The following is a 17375-nucleotide window of genomic DNA, read 5'->3' as shown; positions in this document are numbered from 1 at the left end:
ATAGAAGCGGGATAAGTATTCTGTATGCGCTGATTTTGCCCCAGCTGGTCAGGGCGTTAGCCTTTAGTCTATTCGCGACCAAAGTCGAAAAGCTGAATGCCGGAACCGGTGTTAGTTTTTAAAAGGCTTATCTCCATCTAACTAAAACAAAACCGGAGGGGAATGCGATGAGCTTTGAAACAAAAGAACACGCCAAACAATACTGGAAAGAAAATCTGCGAATAATGCTGACGCTGTTAGCGGTCTGGTTCGCGGTTTCTTATGGCGCCGGAATTCTGCTGGTGGATGCGTTAAACGAAATTCGTCTGTTCGGATTCAAACTGGGCTTCTGGTTCGCTCAGCAGGGGTCAATCTACACCTTCATCGTGCTGATCTTTGTGTACGTTCGCAAAATGAACGCACTCGACCGCAAATACAACGTACATGAAGATTGAGGGCTGACCCATGGATATTCAATTACTCACTTACCTGCTTGTTGGTGCCAGTTTTGCGCTCTATATTGGCATTGCTATCTGGGCCCGGGCTGGCTCTACGTCTGAATTTTACGTGGCCGGTGGCGGCATTCCGCCGGTGGCCAACGGCATGGCAACGGCTGCAGACTGGATGTCGGCGGCGTCGTGGATTTCCATGGCCGGTATTATTTCCTTTGCCGGTTACGACGGTTCGGTTTACCTGATGGGCTGGACCGGTGGCTATGTACTGCTGGCATTGTGCCTGGCGCCTTACCTGCGCAAGTTCGGTAAGTTTACCGTGCCCGACTTCATTGGTGACCGTTACTACAGCCAGACCGCCCGAACCATTGCGGTGGTGTGCGCTATCTTTGTTTCGTTCACCTATGTGGCTGGGCAGATGCGCGGCGTGGGTGTGGTGTTCTCGCGCTTTTTGGAAGTGCCGGTCAATACCGGGGTTATTATCGGTATGGTGATCGTGTTCTTCTATGCGGTTCTCGGCGGCATGAAGGGCATTACCTATACCCAGGTTGCACAGTATTGCGTATTAATCTTCGCGTTCATGGTGCCTGCCATCTTTATTTCGCTGTTAATGACCGGCAACCCAATTCCTCAAATCGGATTTGGTGGGCAGGTTTCGGGCGGGGAAGGTTACTTGCTCGATAAGCTCGATGGACTCTCGACCGAGCTCGGTTTTGCGCAATATACCGAAGGCACTAAGCCGATGATTGATGTGTTCTTTATCACTGCGGCATTGATGGTCGGCACCGCGGGCCTGCCGCATGTCATCGTGCGTTTCTTCACTGTGCCAAGCGTGGCCGGCGCACGCCGTTCAGCCGGCTGGGCGTTGATCTTTATCGCCATTCTGTATACCACTGCGCCAGCTGTGGCGGTGTTTGCCCGGGTGAATATGATCAACACCATCAATGGTGAAGACAGTGCCGGTGCGCTTTATTCGGAAGCGCCAAGCTGGATTAAGAGCTGGGAAACCACGGGGCTGATTAGCTGGGAAGACAAAAACGGTGACGGCCGTATGTTCTACGCAGCCGATGAGCGTAACGAGATGAAGATCGACCGCGACATCATGGTATTGGCCAACCCTGAAATTGCTCAGCTGCCAAACTGGGTAATTGCGCTGGTGGCGGCCGGTGGCTTGGCGGCGGCGTTATCCACAGCGGCGGGCTTGCTGCTGGTGATCTCGACCTCGGTCTCGCACGATTTATTGAAACGAAACCTGATGCCCAATATCACGGATAAACAGGAGCTGCTCTTTGCCCGCATGAGCGCAGCGGTTGCGGTGGTGGTTGCGGGCTATTTGGGGATTAATCCACCCGGTTTTGTTGCCCAGGTAGTGGCCTTTGCGTTCGGCTTGGCGGCGTCGAGCTTCTTCCCGGCCATTATCCTGGGTATTTTCCATAAGCGTATGAACAAAGAAGGCGCGCTCAGCGGCATGATTGTGGGTATTACCTTTACCGCGGCGTATATCATCTACTTCAAGTTCATTAATCCGGCGGCGAACATTCCGGATAATTGGTTCCTGGGTATTTCACCGGAAGGCATTGGTACGCTGGGGATGATTCTGAACTTTGTCGTGGCCTTTGCGGTGCATAAGGTGACCGGCGATGCACCGGATGATGTGCAGGATGTGGTGGAGAGCATTCGCTATCCGAAGGGTGCCGGTGAAGCCTCTGCTCACTAGCGTTCAGTTGTAGCTCAAGTGAAAAGCCTCGCCAGGTCGTGCGGGGCTTTTGTTTGGGGCGGTTAGTTTCTAGATATGAGATACGAGATACGAGATACGAGATGCGAGATACGAGATACTAGCATCTAGCATCTAGCATCTAGCATCTAGCATCTAGCATCTAGCATCTAGCATCTCACGTCTCACATCTAACATCTAACATCTAACATCTAACATCTAACATCTAACATCTAACATCTAACGTCTTACATCTAACGTCTCACAATCCACGCCACGCGCCACCAACCGGTACTTCCTGCTTAGGTGTTCGGGAACTCGCTTCGCTCAGACACCCCTCGGCACCTGCGCAGAAAGTCCCGGCTGGTAGCTCTGATTCGGGATGTTGCTAGATTTGAGGTATGAGATGCGAGATACGAGATGCTAGCCTTTAGCATCTAGCATCTAGCATCTAGCATCTAGCATCTAGCATCTAGCATCTAGCATCTAGCATCTAGCATCTAGCATCTAGCATCTAGCATCTAGCATCTAGCATCTAGCATCTAGCATCTAGCCTCTCACGTCTTCCGCCCATCATTCCGCTCCAAATACGCAAGCTCCGCCTCAGTAAAGCCACATTTCCGTCGGGCCTCATTGTTAAACGGGCCGGACGGTGGCTTTTTCATGTACTTTTCCAGCAGGCTGAAGAAGGTGGTGTCGGGGTCGAGCTGTTGCTGTTCGCAGCGGTAGCGGAACCAGCGGGTGCCGGAGCTGACATGACCGACCTCTTCGTTGCAGATGATGGTCAGCGCTTTGGTCATGGCGGTATCGTTCATGCTTTCAAAGCGTTTCAGGGTGCCGGGGATGACGTCGAGTGCCCGTGCCTCGAAGGCCCGGTGCACAATGCCCATGCGGTCCATCAGATCATCGGCAGTGCTTACCGCCATTTTCCACAGCTCGTTATGTACCGGGAAGCTGCCGTAGTCGTAGCCCATCTCGCGCAGTCGGTCGCGCAACAGGATGAAATGGCTGGCTTCTTCTTTGGCGCACTGCACCCAGTCCTGATAGTACTCCAGTGGCATGTCGCGGTAGCGGTAGACGGAATCCCACGCGAGGTTGACCGCGGTCAGCTCGATGTGGGCGAGTGAATGAATCAGCGATGCCCGGCCTTCCTCTTTGGTCATTTTGCGTTTGCCTAAATCGCGCGGCATCACCACTTCAGGCTTATCCAGACGGCCCGGCTCGTTCAGCAACAGGGGGGCGGCACCGTCCTGCCATTCCAGTTTGTTGCCGTCCCACAGGCTGCAGGCCTCGTAGGTGGCGGCAACCTTTTCAGCCGGGTCGGCGGTTAAAAAGCAGTGCTTAGCCTGGTCGTAAAGATTATTCATGTTCGGGCAGCCGGTAAAATGTATCGCGATTTTAACCCAAGCCGGTCTTTCTGGCACTTTCACGCAAAAAGCAGCGCTCAGGCGTGCGCTTTATGTAATATCATCTAGGTTGTAGTTAAGGACGGTTGCCGGAAGCATCTGTGCTTATTCCATTGCTTTATAGATCTGGTTTGGCTTTTTATGACTCGATATTGTGACAAGATCACGCGGCTGTTTATGCGTTCTTTTTTGCCTCTGGCTGTGCTGGTGGTGGCTACTCTGTCCGTGGTGTACTCGCTCGACAGCCGTGGCCGTCTGGATTTAATAAAACTGACAGAGCACCAGAATATTGATCAGAAGAAGGAGATTCTTAATCATGAAGTTCAGCATGCGGTAAATAACCTGAAGATGCTGGCAAGGAATCAATTCTTACACCGCTTTATTGAGGGTGATACTGCCAGCGGCAGGCAGGTAGTGACAGATTTTTTTAATGTTTTGCTGGTGAACGGCCAATACAACCAGATTCGGTTTCTTGATGTCACTGGTCAGGAGCGGGTTCGTGTCGACCGTCAGCAAAGCCTGATCATGGTTATTTCCGATGAATACCTTCAGAACAAAGCAGACCGCTACTATTTTCAGGAAACAATTGGCTTACCGGATGGCGGTGTTTACCTTTCACGCTTGGACTTGAATATTGAACAGGGTGTTATCGAGCGGCCCTTCAAGCCCACTTTGCGCATCTCAGCGCCGATTGTCGATAGCAATGGCATCAACTCTGGCGTGGTGGTCATCAATTACTCGGGGGACCATATACTGGGCCAGCTGGCAGACTCTGATGCCAATGAAAGCGCGCAGACCCTGCTGCTCGACCACCAAAGCTACTACCTGCTTGGGCTTAATAAGGCGGATGAGTGGGGCTTTATGTTTGCTGATAAGCAGGACGTTAACTTCAAGAACCAGTTCCCACTGGCATGGCAGCAGTTCAACAGTGCCGACTCGGGCCAGTTTATCGCAGATGAAGGGCTCTTTACCTTCCAGAGGTTTTGCCCGGTGGTCTGCGCCAGCAGCGGTGCGGATGATATACCGGCGCCGGCCGGGGCCGCTGTATTGAGCAATTACTGGTTTGCGGCTTCTTTTATTGCTGCGCCGGTGATTCATCCGTGGATTTTGGCTTCCTACATCTCCGGCGGGCTGATCCTGCTGGTGGTGCTGGCGGTGTATTCATGGAATAACGCCAAGGCAAACTGCCAGCGAATGCTGGCCGAGCAGCAGCTGAAAGAGCAGGCCACCCGAGACCCGCTGACGGGCCTGGCCAATCGCCATCTTTTCTACGAGCGGGCCTCCCAGGTGCTGGCTCAGTCTCAGCGTATGCAGCGCGGTTTTGCTGTACTCTTTATCGATCTGGATAAATTTAAGCAGGTGAACGATGAGCTGGGCCATGAAGCCGGTGATGCGCTATTGCTGGAATTGTCGCGAAGAATGCGCCGCATTCTGCGTAAGCCGGATACCGTCGCCCGCTTTGGTGGTGACGAATTTGTGTTGCTGATTCCGGAAATGAAAAATCTGGAATCGGTTTATACGGTGGCGAAGAAGGTGATCTCGTCAGTCAGCAAGCCGTTCACACTGAACAGCGATGGCGCGAAGGTTGAAGCCAGCGTGGGTGCCAGTATCGGCATCAGCACCTATCCGGAAAACGGTGAGGATATCGATACGCTGATCACGGCAGCAGATGCCGCGATGTATCAAGCGAAAAGCCGCGGCACCGGCAACTTCCGCAGGGCCTGATGGCCCGCTCCCGTCAGTGGCGTTAGCCTAAGGGCTAATGGCGCTTTGCCGGTCAGTCGCCATACTGCTGTAAACAATAAAAGCAGCGGGGTGGGTATGGGCCAGGCCACTAGCGACGACCTCAAAGATGTCATTGATTTTATTAGCAGTGTCATTCCGTTTTCCTCGCTTGATGATCAGGCGAAGCTGCTGTTGGCGCGTGATCTGCAAATTGATTACATCCCCAAACACCGGCAGCGACCCGTGGCCATCGATGGCAGTGTTTACCTGATTCGCACCGGTGCCTTTGAAATTACCGATGAAAATCAGACGCTGGTCGACCGGCTCGCTGAGGGTGAATGCTTCGGCGTTTCTTCACTGCTGCACGCCAACCCCGAGCATCTGCAGGTTCATGCCATTGAAGACTCTCTGGTGTACCGCATGGCGGGGCCGCAGTTTCTGCAGTTACTCGAGCAACATAAAAACATCCGAAACTTTTTTACCAAGCTGGCGGGCTACCGTGCCAACAGCTTTGATGATGCCTCTGCGCGGCAAACGCTCAGTGTGCAGCATACCCGCCCGGTAAAAAGCCTGATTCAGAACCGACTGATCTATTGCGATAAACAAAGCAGCATTCGTGAAGCTGCGGAGATCATGAAGGAAAACAAAGTCAGCTGTTTGCTGCTGATGGAAGGTAAAACACTGACCGGCATCGTTACCGACCGGGATTTGCGTAACCGAGTGGTCGCCCGGGCGCTGGATGTCAACCTGCCCGTCACCGAAATCGCCACCATGAACGCCTTAACCATCGCATCGAGCGCTTCAATTATTGAGGCCCAATTGCAGATGAGCAACGATGGCATACATCATCTGCCAGTGCTGGAAAACAATGTGCCGATCGGGGTGATCACCGCGACCGATATTGTGCGGGCACACAGCGTCAGCATTATCCATTTCGTCGACCGGATCTTTCGTGAACAAACAGCCGAAGCACTGGCGAAGCTGCACGCCGAAATGCCCGGCCTGTTTGATTACTGGATTCAGGCCGATGTTTCACCCCTGGATATCGGTGAGTCGCTGGCGGTGATCGCAGATGCCTTTGTGCGCCGGGCCATTCAACTGGCGGTTATCGAACAGGGCGAGCCGCCGATGCGATTCACATGGCTGGCGTTTGGATCGCAGGCACGTAAAGATCAGTCTTTTTCATCCGATCAGGACAGCGGTCTGTTGCTGGAGCGTGAGCCGAACCGCGAAGAGGACGCCTACTTTGCTGCGCTGACCCGCAACGTCTGTCACCTGCTTGATCAGATCGGTTACCCGTTGTGTCCGGGCAATATCATGGCCTCTAACCCGCAGTGGCGGAAAACCGGGCAGCAATGGCTGCAGTTGTTCAGCCAGTGGGTTCAGTCTCCCAAGCCGGAGGCGCTGCTGCACGCCACCATTTTTTTTGATCTGCGGGCCGTTTACGGGCCGCCGGAATGGCTGGAACAACTGCAGGCGGACCTTGCCCATGAACTGATCGAGGCGGATATCTTCTTTATGCAATTGACGCGCAACGCATTGCGTACCCGGCCACCGCTGGGAATCTTCCGCGCCTTTATCGTTAATGATCATGGTGAGCACGAGCATGAGCTTGATATTAAACAGCAGGGCATTGCGCTGGTGAACGATATGGCGCGAATCCTGGCGCTTGCCGAAGGCCATACCGGGCCGCAAACCATCGGCCGGCTGGAGAGTTCCGGTGATCAGCTGCTGCAAAAGCCACTGCGCGAAAGCCTGAAAGAGGCTTGGCTGCAACTCAACGACTTGAAGCTGGAGTACCAGGCCCGGCAACTGAAAGCCGGTGAGCCGGTGAGTAATTTTCTTAACCCCGATGATTTATCGCCACTGCGAAGGGCGCAGTTGAAGAATGCCTTTCAGGTGATAGCGCGTGCGCAGAAAGCCCTGGCGCAGCACTATTTGCGGGGCGCCGGTGTTTAGCTTGTTTGCCAATAAAAACCGGCCGTTTGAGCAGACGCGCTACCTGGTCATTGATATGGAAATGACCGGGCTGGATGCCGAAGAGGATGCCATCATCAGCGCCGGAACGGTGATGATTAGCGAAGGACGCATTCAGTTGGGCAGCGCCGAGCATCACTACTTTTCGCCAACCTCCATCATGGCAGAAGACGTTGCACCGACGGCACACATTCACATGATTACCGATCAGCAACGTGAACGCGAAGGCGAGCCGTTGCAGCACTGGCTTGCAGATTTAAGCGGCCGTCTGCTAGCCGATGCCTGGGTGTTTCATTACGCTCAGGTGGACATGCCTTTTCTAAAAATAAATGCCCGGCGCTTTGGCATCAAACTGCCCAGGGTGAGGGTCTGCGACACCGTTGTTTTTGAATTGCAGAAACATGACCGAACGCATCTGGAAAGCTATGCCCAGCTCAATCTGGGCAGTTGCAGAAAACGCTATGGCCTGCCGCAGTACCGTCAGCATCATGCTCTCAGCGATGCCATTGGCACGGCAGAGTTGTGGTTGGCACAAAATAAGATTAATTGATTCTTGATTTAGAAAAACCAGATTTTTGTTATTTTTATTTGTTACTAAATGCCCTCGAATTGACTCTGGATTACCGGCATTTTTTCCGAAATTAACGAAGCTTTTGAATTGTGTGCGTTTCGTTCGGATGATGACTACCCTGTTAATAAGGAAGCCTGAAAGTTAATCAATCGTCACCGATAAAAAGTAGAGTTAGAACCATGCATATGGAAACGACCGCCCCAGCCTCCAGCCTGGAGTCCGTTCGGAATCTGAACCTTCTGGATACCGAAGCGGAAGAACGATTTGATCGCCTTACCCGAATGGCCAGGCGTATGTTTGATGTGCCCGTCGCCTTTATCAGCCTGGTGGATGAAAATCGCCATTGGTTTAAATCCCGATTCGGTCTGGAGCTGAGTGAAGTCAGCAGTTCCATTCCGGTTTTGGCCGAGATTGTTAAGTTCAAAAAGCCGATCGTGATCACCAATGCCGAAAAAGACGCGCGCCTGAAAGAGACCGATCTGGTCACCGGTGCTGAGAACGTGCGCTTTTATGTTGGTGTGCCGTTGCGTTCAGTCAGTGGCGATGTGGTTGGTACGCTGAGCATTGTTGACCGAACCACGCGCGTGTTCCGCGATGAAGATTTAGCCATGCTGGAAGACATTGCCCGCATCGTTGAAAAAGAAATCGCCGAAGCTCAGGAATCCACCATGGATGAACTGACCGGCATCAGCAGCCGGAAAGGTTTTTACCTGATCGCCGAACACAGCCTTTCAGTGACCATGCGTTACCAAACCGAGGCCACGCTGGTGATTATGCAGGTGGCCCCGGTTGATGTTGCCGGAGTGAGCAACTTTGCGGCAAAACAAGAGGCGATGCTGAAGGCCTTTGGCCAGCTGTTGAAACAGTTTTTCCGAAATTCCGATTTAGTTGGCCGGCTGGTGGCCGATAAATTTGTTGTACTGCTCCATGAAACCGGTGTCGACGCAGCCTACAGTGTGATCGGCAAACTGCAGTCAGAGGTTGAACACTTCTGTGCCAAGCATTCGCCGGAGTTTCCCGTTGTGTTTTCCGCGGGTGTGGCAGCCTTTACAGCCGAGCACCCCAGAACGATTCACCAATTGATTGAAACCGCCGAGGATGATCTGTTTCAATAGAGCCACAAGCCCATAAGCAGCCTGTACAGCAAGCGTTGCACAGGCTGTTTTTTTTATCTAATTTAGCGAAGGATTTTCAACAGGTTAAATGAGCTATCGCGAGATGAGTCCGAAAGCCTTCAGGTTTTCTCATTGTTAGGTTTTAAGAAAAATATTTGGACTGTTTTCTGGGCGCTCACGCTGTTGGGCGTGATGCTCTATGGTGCCTATGCCGCCAAGCTCTGGCGTGCCCATGTTCATCATACGCTCGGCCGGCAGGCTGCACAGACCGAGCTTCTGCAAGTCACTATGGAATCTTTTGTTTCCTACCATTTGGTCATTCTCGATCTGTTGGCGGCCAATTTTATCGCGACCGATAGCCTGCCGGACGAGGTGGAAACCTCATCACTGTTCGACCATGTGGTGGCGGTAAACCCGAGCATGAAGGCGATTGGCCTGATCAGCTATGACGGAGACCCGCTGGTGATCAGCTCCGGGTTTGATTATCCGAAGCATTCCAGAATCAGTGAAGACCCGGTTCGCTATGAAACCTTCAAACGGGATCGGCAGCAGCCTTTTTCGCTTGGCGCCAGCCACTTCAGTTATCAGGATGATCAGCCGATTATTGTGATACCGGTGCAGCGTGCGGTGTTGCCGGTAGGCAGCAGTGCTCAGCCGCAGGCTATAATGACCACCGGCGTGAATGTCAACTATATGCCGTTGTATCAGGAAATGACTGCCGATGATCAGCAAGGCTTTTTGGAAGTGATCCGTGCCGATGGCTTTTACCAATATGTTTCCGGTGATCTGCAGCAATATAACCAACCGGTTGCCGCTGAATACCTTACCGCCATTAGCGCGAGTGGCAATTCACCGGGGCTGAAGGGCCGGGATGACATCTACTTTAAAAAGCTGACGCGTAATGGCCGAGATATTCAAGTGGCGGTCTCTTACAGTGAGTTGCTCAACAGCTGGATTGTTGCCGGCATGCCCCGTAATTCGATCATGGCGGCCTATCTGAAACAGCTGGCTTTGCCGCTGTTTATTCTGCTCGGGTTCTTGATGCTGTTTGGCCTGCTGGTACGCTCGATCAGTGAAAGCGAGAACAAAAAACAGCTGGCGCTTTCTTACCAGGCAGAACACGATTACCTGACCCAGGTGCCGAACCGTATCTTTATTCGGAATAACTTCAGCGAATGGCTGGAAAAGCAAGACCGCGCTTATTTTATCAGTATCAACATCGATGATTTCAAAACCGTGAACGATGCCTTTGGCATGGCCTTTGGAGACCGCATTCTTATTGAAGTCAGTACGCGGTTGAAATCCTTTTTACTGGGCAATGAGCTGCTGATTCGTGAATCCGGTGATGGCTTCATCTTTATTGCGTTGCGCAAAAATGAGAAGGCGGTGAAGGGCCTGGCCGAACGCATCAAAACCAAGCTGGCGCGGCCATACCTGCAGTCTAAAAACCATGTGCATATGACGGCCAGCATCGGCATTTGCTGTTATCCGCAGCACGGTAAAGACTTCAGCGACCTGATCGCTGCCGCAGATGTGGCCCTGCGCGCGGCCAAAAACAATCGCAATAGCATTGCCTGGCTCACCGAAGACATGCTTTCCGAACACTACGCCACCGTTCAGTTGGAGCAGCGCCTGCGCGAAGCCATTGTATCGCGATCGCTGAGCTGTGTTTATCAGCCGCAAATCGATAAGCGCGGCCACCTTTATGGTGTAGAGGCGTTGGCCCGCTGGCAGGATGAACAGCTCGGCACCGTTCCGCCGGACCGGTTCATTGCCATTGCCGAACGTTGTGGCCTGATGGTCACGCTGGGTGAGGTGTTACTGGACATTGCGCTGAAAGGCTTTGCTGAAATCTATCGCCGCGGTCTTGCGGAACTCAACCTGTCGGTGAATATCTCGCTTAAACAGTTCAGTGACAGCCGTTTCGTTGAACGGCTGGTGGCGGCGATCGATAGGTACCAGCTTCCCTATTCACTGATTACCATTGAACTGACAGAAAATAACTTTATTGATGATTTTAACCGGGTGCAGACCATTTGCCGAACGTTGACCGGCTACGGTATTCGCGTTTCGTTGGATGATTTTGGTACCGGCTACTCGTCACTCAGTGTGTTGCACGGCATAGCAATTGATGAATTGAAGATCGACAAAAGCTTTCTGACGGAGGTTGAAGAGCAGGACAAATCGTTGTCGATGCTGCGGAACATTCTCAGCATCGCCAAAGACTTAGGCATCACCGTTGTTGCCGAAGGGGTTGAAACGGAGCAGCAGAAAAAGCTGCTGCTAAACCTGGACTGCGACATTCTTCAGGGCTACTACTTCTCCAAACCGCTTACCTGTGAGCAGCTGCTGCCCTTTGCTGAGAAGGCCATTGCCGAGCCTTTCCAGATGTTGTTGCAGAGTTGATATTAACGTGCTGAAACGAAAAACCGCAGCCTTGGCTGCGGTTGTAGTGTTGCCTTGGAAACTGTGCAGGAACGAATCAGTTGGCCTTTTTGCGTCGCGCCGCAGCCAGCCCAGCTAAGCCGAGACCGAACAGGGCCAGCGTAGCAGGCTCCGGAACATCAACGCTGAAGGCAATATCATCAATCGCGCCAGAGCCGTCTAAGAACACGCTGAATGACTGAACGTTAGTCACACCCAGCAGTAACTCTGCCCAGCTATTATCGCCACCCGTCAGCGGGATATTGACAGTAACGCTGGAGCTGTCTGCCAGATAGAATTCGATTGTGCCGTTCTGCTCACTGCTTCTGGACGGGTTAATATCGAAAAGGTTCAGGCTATCGATCGTAACCGCACTGTCGAAGCTGAAAGTCAAAGAGGCATTGCTTGCTCTGTTTGTACCCTCATCATCTGGCTGGTTGCAAATGATACCGTTGCAATTGTCGTTTTCCTGAACAATTAGAATATTTCCCGGGTTCAGGGTTACGCCCGCGCTATTGGTGAACGGCGCTTCCAGATCGTCGTCGCGGGTGTTGGATAAGTCGCTGTCGAATGCAACGGCGTAGTCAAAACTCCTGAACGGATTGTCTCCGCTGATGGTAACGCCCCAGGCAGAATACTCGTCATCGATGATTTGCCCGTTCGAAATGCTGTTGCCGTTGGCATCGGTGTCAAAGTCGATGACATAGGCCATCGCACCTGTTCCTGCCAACAGCGCGGCGGCGGTGAAAGTCCCTTTCAGTAATGTCTTGATAAACATGTTTTGTTGCTCCCGTTAAATGTATTTGGCATCTCAGCTGCCCATATCAATTTGTTAGCAGGTATGGTGCCAAAATCCTTATAGTGTGACGGGGTCGATGTTTTAGTGGCCTGACAACTTGCGCTGGAGCAGTAGATGTAAAAAAAACCGACATAAGTGTGCAATTAACTTGCAGATGACGACAAGTGAACATTGATAGAAAGGTGCTGTCGTACCTGACTCTCAGGTCAATGGTCGTACTTTTGACAGGACAAACGGCGTTTATAGCTCATTATTTTGACTGAATAAAAAATCGACACCTCCTTAAGTCGTAGCCGGGGCCTGCGTTTTAGCCGAAGCGCTTGCCCCGTTTAATTATGTAACCAAGCCGTTGATTAAAAAATATCCAACTATACTGCTAGCTGTTGGGCTGTCGTGGTCAGGAGCGCTTATGAAACAGACAGTAAAGCCATACGATGACGAAGATCGGTTGTTGGCACTGGAAAAGGTTATTCACCTGAGCAGTGATTCGGAAGAGCGGTTTAACCGTGTGACCCGGATTGCGCAGCGGATGTTCAACGTGCCGATGGTTGATTTTTCCTTTATTAGCGCCGACCAGCAGCTGCTGAAATCCAGCTATGGGCTGGATTTGGAGTCGATACCGCGGGATATCTCACTGGCAAATTACGCCATTCTCAAGAATGAGCTGTTTCTCATCCCCGATACCCTGAAAGACAGCCGCTTTGCCGGCAACCCGCTGGTTGTCGATCGCCCCAAAATCCGCTTCTTCGCGGCCTACCCGGTGCATTCCAGAAGCGGGCATCGGGTCGGCGTGTTGAGCATTGCGGATCGCCAGCCCGGTTCACTCAGCGCTCATGATCAATCGGCGTTTCGTGATCTGGCGGATATGGTAGAAAATGAGCTGTCGTATCTGGAAGTTACCTCCCGGGATCGGCTGACCAGGCTTTCCATCAATGACGGCTTTCACAGCCTGGCCGAGCAGGGCCTGAATGTGTGTGTGCGTCAGGATGCGCCGGCCGTGGCCATCGTATTTGACCTGCACCAACCGCAGGATGCTCTGATCGCAGAATCGAAAATCAAGAAGGATATCCGCCTGAAGATGTTTGCCGAGCAGCTGAAGCAGTTTTTCAGGCGCTCAGATATTGTCGGGCGTTTGGGCAGTGATGAGTTTACCGCGCTGTTGCTCAACGCCCGCTCGCAGCATGTGGATGAAATCGTGCGCAAGCTGCAGGCGTCCATCGATGAATACAATGCTGAAGTGGATAACCCAAACATCATCGCCTTCAAGCACGCGGTGGCCGAGTTCGACCCGCAAAACCCGGTTTCTTCGAGTACGCTGGTGAAGATGGCGAATTACAACCTGCAGCAGCTGCCCAAGGCCATGTAAAGCAGGCTGATCAGGCCTTTCTGGCCTGATCAAAAACGCGGTAGGTAAACACCGTGTAGAACACACCCAGCAGACTGAAAATAACCGACGGAATGAATCTGCCGATGAAATCCGGTATGCCTGCCGTGGTGACATAGTTCGCGATCTGCATGGAAGGCACAATCAGCAGCAGAGAGATCAGAATAAAGCCTCCCGTCAGCGGCAGCAGGCGGCCTGTGGTTGCCTTCCAGCTCCGTTTCATGGCCTCCACCGGGTCACAGCCCTCAACCGCTACAAAGATTTCAGCAAAGCAGAACTTAATCGCCAGATAGAGTCCGGGGATAACAAACATCATCATCCCGGAGAATACCGCAGCGGTATAAAGTAAGCTGACGATGAACATCGGTGCCCACTTCGACCAGCCCATTTGCCAAAGTGAACCGACCGTTGGGTAGTTGTGCTGCAGCGACTGGGAGATAGACTGCAACAGCGCCAGCTGGTAAACCGGCCGGAACAGAAAGGCTACCGCCATGGGGAAGTAAACCTGCAGGGCGCTTTCCGGGTTGGTGAGCAGAAACTTATCGTACAGCAGGCTGAACAGGCCAAGCGGAATGGTGAACGGTAAAACGATCTGAGCAAACCGGATGAAATGGTTCAGATAAAAACGGAGTGAATCACGCAGTAGGGAATAAAGCATTGATGTAATTTTACTTATCAGAGTTTGGCGGCAAAATTTAGCACATTATCTGAATTTTTATAGCGAAACCGATACTCTGCGGCCACAAAGCTGCGGCCACAAAGCTGCGGCCACAAAGCTGCGGCCGTATTACATCTGGCTGTTTGCACTCAGTGGTTGCAAACCTTGCTGGCATCGGTTGAGAAGCCATCTGCCTTGGGCACAAATTTGCCGCGTTGCTCCAGAAAATCAACCAAAGCCTCAGCGCTCATGCCTTCTGCTGAGCAGGTATGAAACTGTGCTTCGGCACCAAACTTCTGCTGGATGGTTTCAATCAGGGTTTCACGGGTGTAGCTTTCATCGCTTTCAATCATGAAGTTCATAACTTCGTGGCCGTGGATGCTGGACATAAGATACCTATCTGTATTCTGCAATGGGTTGATGTTTAGAAAGCGAATTGAAGCAGAGAACTGTTCTCATTTATTTGCGTTGTGTCAGCCGAATTGGTAAACAATCGGTGTTTCAGGCAGATAAAAACATATATTTTAAATGGTTTATTTTGTTTGCAGATCAAGGAGTTAGCGATGCAATTTGATGAAAGCTTTTCCGTCGCGGTCGTCGGCCGCGGTGCAGGCGTGGTGGTGCTGGATGATCAGCAGCGCATTCTGCTGGTGAAAGAAAAGCAGGGGGCAAAGAAGGATTTGTGGCACATACCCATGGGCACGGTGGAAGAAGGCGAAACGCTGGAACAGGCCGCCGTGCGCGAGGCCTTTGAAGAGTCCGGCCTGCATGTGCAGCTGAAGGCCTTTATCGGGGCCTACATCGGCAAGTATCCGGATGACGGCCTGGTATTGCGTCATGCCTGGCTGGCCGAGGTGGCGGATGGGCAGACCGCCGTTCCGCACCTGGCAGACGAAATAGCCGAAGCCCGCTACTTCTCTCAGGCCGAGTTTTACCAGCTGTATGAGCAGCGCAAAATTCGTATGCATCACACCAGGCTGTTTTATGAAGACGCGCTTTTGGTGCTGGCCAGTCTGCGTTAACGCTGGCTGAGCATGTTATTAGCACTGTAGTTATTGAAAAAGGACGTAGTTTTGGCTCAGATCGACACCCTTCTCACCGAGGCCCGTCAGGGCGCTACCATGACCGTTCCAGCCAGTTGGGGTCAGGGGCGAACCGTTTTTGGCGGCTTAAGCGCAGCCATTATGAATCAGGCGATGACCAGCGAGCTGCCGGATGACCGCAAGATGCGCGTGCAGAATGCCCAGTTTATTGGCCCGCTGTATGCCGACGAGCCGTTCAAGGTGAACGTGATTCACATGCGCGACGGTAAGAACGTCACCCAGATACAGGCACAGTTGATTCAGCGCGATCAGGTCGCGGTGCAGAGCATGGCCGCATTCGGGGTCGACCGGGAATCCAATATCTCGGTGCCGGCGCCGTGTATAGAGGTCGACAGCCCGCCCAAAAAGGGCAACTGGATTCCTCAGATTCCTAAGGTGGTGCCGAAGTTCTTCCGTTATATCGATATCCGAATCGACGACGGTGGCTACCCCTTTACCGGTCGGAAAACCGCTTCATACCGAGGCTGGATGCGCTTTAAGGATGCGCCGCAGCAAATCACCGATGCTCATCTGATTACCCTGATCGATGCCTGGCCGCCAACCGTTGCCCAGCAGCTGAAGCGCCCGGCGCCGGTCAGCACACTGAGCTGGAACGTGGAGTTTATTCACCCGCACCCGCTGATCACCGGTGAGAGCTGGCTGGCCTATCACTGCGAAACCCGTCAGGCGTCGAATGGCTATGCCCATACCTTCGCTAAAATCTATTCCGAAAGCGGTCAGATGATTGCCGTCAGTCGTCAGGTAGTGACGGTGTTCGATAAATAACCGCGCTTTACATTGCAGCAAGCTGCCGGGCCATATCGGCCTTGCGTGCCAGTATCTTATCGGCCAGCTTCTGGCTGCCGCCGTTGCAGGTGATGGTGTGGTGAATTGCCGTGTCGCTGAGCTCGGTCACCACGCGGATAGCCTCAGCAATGGCAGCATCGGTCATGCCGGCAAACAGCTTAACGGCATGAGGGTTGTCTTTATCTGAGCGCAGTGTTTGCAGCTCGTTCACCTCGGTGCCAAAGGCTTTACCCTTTGGGTCGCCATGTGCGCGGTAGCAGAGTGCTCCGCCGACATCCAGCGTCAGCACTGTGCCTTCAAACGCGCCCTGATTATCGCCGTTGAAGCCGGCGGCATCCCAGTTGGCCGACCAGGCATGCACACCGAGCCAGTGTTGAGCCTGTTGGCGTTCTTCCGCCGAGAGCTGGGCAATTGACTTCTTTTCCAGCGTCAACCAGCGCGTTGCCACATGGCAGCTGTCTTCACAGCGCAGGTATTCAAATACCGGTGCACCGGCGAGCTTATAGAGCTGTGCGGCGATCCACTCGTTTCGGGCATGCATGGGAGACTCCAGCATCTTCAGGTAAAAGCGCTCGCCGGCACTGTTCTGGTAAATACTGGCCGGGTTGGTGCCCAGCTGACTGCCCACTCGGGTGAGTGTGGCCAGGCTTAGCGGTGGTTGTGAACTCATTGCTCTGCTTCATCGTTAATGGGGGTGGTTTTGCGTACCAGGGCCAGTTGCCCGGGCGTTTCAATGGCCCCGTCACGCGCCATACGCACCAGCCGGATGGCTCGCTCCGGGTCGATGCCAAGTTCTGCCAGCAGTCGCGCCGCCATCATGCCCGCCCGGCCAAGCCCACCCTTGCAGTGTATGACGATAGCATCGCCACTGCGCAGGCGGGTACGAATGTACTTGCCGTAGATCAGCCAGTTCTTTTCGAACGCAGCAGAGGGGACGGAGTAATCGTGAATGGGCAGGTGCACCCAAATCATGCCCAACCGCTGTACCTCATCACCGAGCAGGGGCACCTTTAGCATTTTCATTTCGTGCGGTTCAATCAGGGTGAGCACCAGCTTGGCACCCCAGTTTTTAATCGCCGTTAAATCGGTTTCCAAGTCTCTTTGCCACTTGCCGCTCAGGGCCATGCTGTCGTGCTTGCCGGGGCAAAAGGTAATGCCGATTTTTCCGGCCATCAGCTTGGTTTTTACCTCGGCTATCTGCAGCGGATGGCTTTCGCTGGTGCGAATCATGTCGCTTCCTTGTCAGGTTTCGTCTAACAGAAATCTGTAATTGCAATAAAGA

16 protein-coding genes are annotated in these 17375 nt (G+C 52.9%); 10 read left to right on the top strand and 6 right to left on the bottom strand.

Annotation, left to right across the window (positions count from 1 at the left end):
• Positions 1-167 precede the first annotated feature (167 nt).
• Together BCF53_RS00195 and BCF53_RS00190 are read left to right on the top strand one after the other, a co-directional pair.
• The gene (locus BCF53_RS00195) at positions 168-434 is read left to right on the top strand and encodes a DUF4212 domain-containing protein (protein WP_132698660.1); all 267 of its coding nucleotides are present in this window, start codon (positions 168-170) and stop codon (positions 432-434) included.
• 10 nt (positions 435-444) lie between these two features.
• Entirely contained in the window at positions 445-2148 is a 1704-nt protein-coding gene (locus BCF53_RS00190; RefSeq protein ID WP_132698658.1) for a sodium:solute symporter family protein, read from the top strand.
• Between the two features lie 554 nt (positions 2149-2702).
• Here BCF53_RS00190 and BCF53_RS00185 read toward each other — a convergent pair.
• The gene (locus BCF53_RS00185) at positions 2703-3512 is read right to left on the bottom strand and encodes a ferritin-like domain-containing protein (protein ID WP_132698656.1); all 810 of its coding nucleotides are present in this window, start codon (positions 3510-3512) and stop codon (positions 2703-2705) included.
• Between the two features lie 180 nt (positions 3513-3692).
• On the opposite strand from BCF53_RS00185, the gene BCF53_RS00180 reads away from it, so the two are divergent.
• The 5 genes from BCF53_RS00180 (at position 3693) to BCF53_RS00160 (ending at position 11345) form a co-directional block, all read left to right on the top strand.
• A complete protein-coding gene (locus tag BCF53_RS00180; RefSeq protein WP_132698654.1) occupies positions 3693-5276 on the top strand; it encodes a sensor domain-containing diguanylate cyclase in 1584 nt (527 codons plus the stop codon).
• A 96-nt stretch (positions 5277-5372) separates the two neighbouring features.
• Positions 5373-7235 (top strand): DUF294 nucleotidyltransferase-like domain-containing protein, encoded by a 1863-nt coding sequence (locus BCF53_RS00175; RefSeq protein WP_132698652.1) that lies wholly within the window; start codon positions 5373-5375, stop codon positions 7233-7235.
• 1 nt (position 7236) lies between these two features.
• The gene (locus BCF53_RS00170; protein WP_132698650.1) at positions 7237-7803 is read left to right on the top strand and encodes a 3'-5' exonuclease; all 567 of its coding nucleotides are present in this window, start codon (positions 7237-7239) and stop codon (positions 7801-7803) included.
• 206 nt (positions 7804-8009) lie between these two features.
• Positions 8010-8939, top strand: coding sequence for a sensor domain-containing diguanylate cyclase (locus tag BCF53_RS00165; RefSeq protein WP_165901762.1), 930 nt, complete (start codon positions 8010-8012; stop codon positions 8937-8939).
• Positions 8940-9071: 132 nt separating this feature from the next.
• Positions 9072-11345, top strand: coding sequence for a bifunctional diguanylate cyclase/phosphodiesterase (locus BCF53_RS00160; protein ID WP_132698646.1), 2274 nt, complete (start codon positions 9072-9074; stop codon positions 11343-11345).
• A 76-nt stretch (positions 11346-11421) separates the two neighbouring features.
• On the opposite strand, the gene BCF53_RS00155 is transcribed toward BCF53_RS00160, so the two are convergent.
• Positions 11422-12141 (bottom strand): PEP-CTERM sorting domain-containing protein, encoded by a 720-nt coding sequence (locus BCF53_RS00155; protein WP_132698644.1) that lies wholly within the window; start codon positions 12139-12141, stop codon positions 11422-11424.
• Between the two features lie 430 nt (positions 12142-12571).
• On the opposite strand from BCF53_RS00155, the gene BCF53_RS00150 reads away from it, so the two are divergent.
• Complete coding sequence (locus BCF53_RS00150; RefSeq protein ID WP_132698642.1) at positions 12572-13528, top strand: sensor domain-containing diguanylate cyclase; 957 nt, start codon at positions 12572-12574, stop codon at positions 13526-13528.
• A gap of 10 nt (positions 13529-13538) precedes the next feature.
• Here the strand turns inward: BCF53_RS00150 and BCF53_RS00145 are convergent, their stop codons facing one another.
• Positions 13539-14204 (bottom strand): DUF7847 domain-containing protein, encoded by a 666-nt coding sequence (locus BCF53_RS00145; protein WP_132698640.1) that lies wholly within the window; start codon positions 14202-14204, stop codon positions 13539-13541.
• Positions 14205-14353: 149 nt separating this feature from the next.
• Positions 14354-14593: a YecH family metal-binding protein gene (locus BCF53_RS00140; protein WP_132698638.1), complete on the bottom strand. Its 240-nt coding sequence runs from the start codon at positions 14591-14593 to the stop codon at positions 14354-14356.
• Between the two features lie 174 nt (positions 14594-14767).
• On the opposite strand from BCF53_RS00140, the gene BCF53_RS00135 reads away from it, so the two are divergent.
• Together BCF53_RS00135 and BCF53_RS00130 are read left to right on the top strand one after the other, a co-directional pair.
• Entirely contained in the window at positions 14768-15226 is a 459-nt protein-coding gene (locus BCF53_RS00135; protein WP_132698636.1) for an NUDIX domain-containing protein, read from the top strand.
• Between the two features lie 51 nt (positions 15227-15277).
• Positions 15278-16072 carry an acyl-CoA thioesterase gene (locus tag BCF53_RS00130; RefSeq protein WP_132698634.1) on the top strand — a complete coding sequence of 265 codons (795 nt, stop codon included), beginning with the start codon at positions 15278-15280 and terminating at the stop codon, positions 16070-16072.
• 7 nt (positions 16073-16079) lie between these two features.
• On the opposite strand, the gene BCF53_RS00125 is transcribed toward BCF53_RS00130, so the two are convergent.
• Both BCF53_RS00125 and BCF53_RS00120 read right to left on the bottom strand, forming a co-directional pair.
• Positions 16080-16763 carry a hypothetical protein gene (locus tag BCF53_RS00125; protein ID WP_132698632.1) on the bottom strand — a complete coding sequence of 228 codons (684 nt, stop codon included), beginning with the start codon at positions 16761-16763 and terminating at the stop codon, positions 16080-16082.
• Entirely contained in the window at positions 16760-17323 is a 564-nt protein-coding gene (locus tag BCF53_RS00120; protein ID WP_132698630.1) for a cyclin-dependent kinase inhibitor 3 family protein, read from the bottom strand. The genes BCF53_RS00125 and BCF53_RS00120 overlap by 4 nt, the downstream gene beginning before the upstream one ends.
• Positions 17324-17375 lie beyond the last annotated feature (52 nt).

The sequence above is a fragment of the Reinekea marinisedimentorum genome (assembly GCF_004341165.1).
GTDB classification, from domain to species: Bacteria; Pseudomonadota; Gammaproteobacteria; order Pseudomonadales; family Natronospirillaceae; genus Reinekea; species Reinekea marinisedimentorum.
This window is presented reverse-complemented; position numbering and strand designations above follow the sequence as displayed.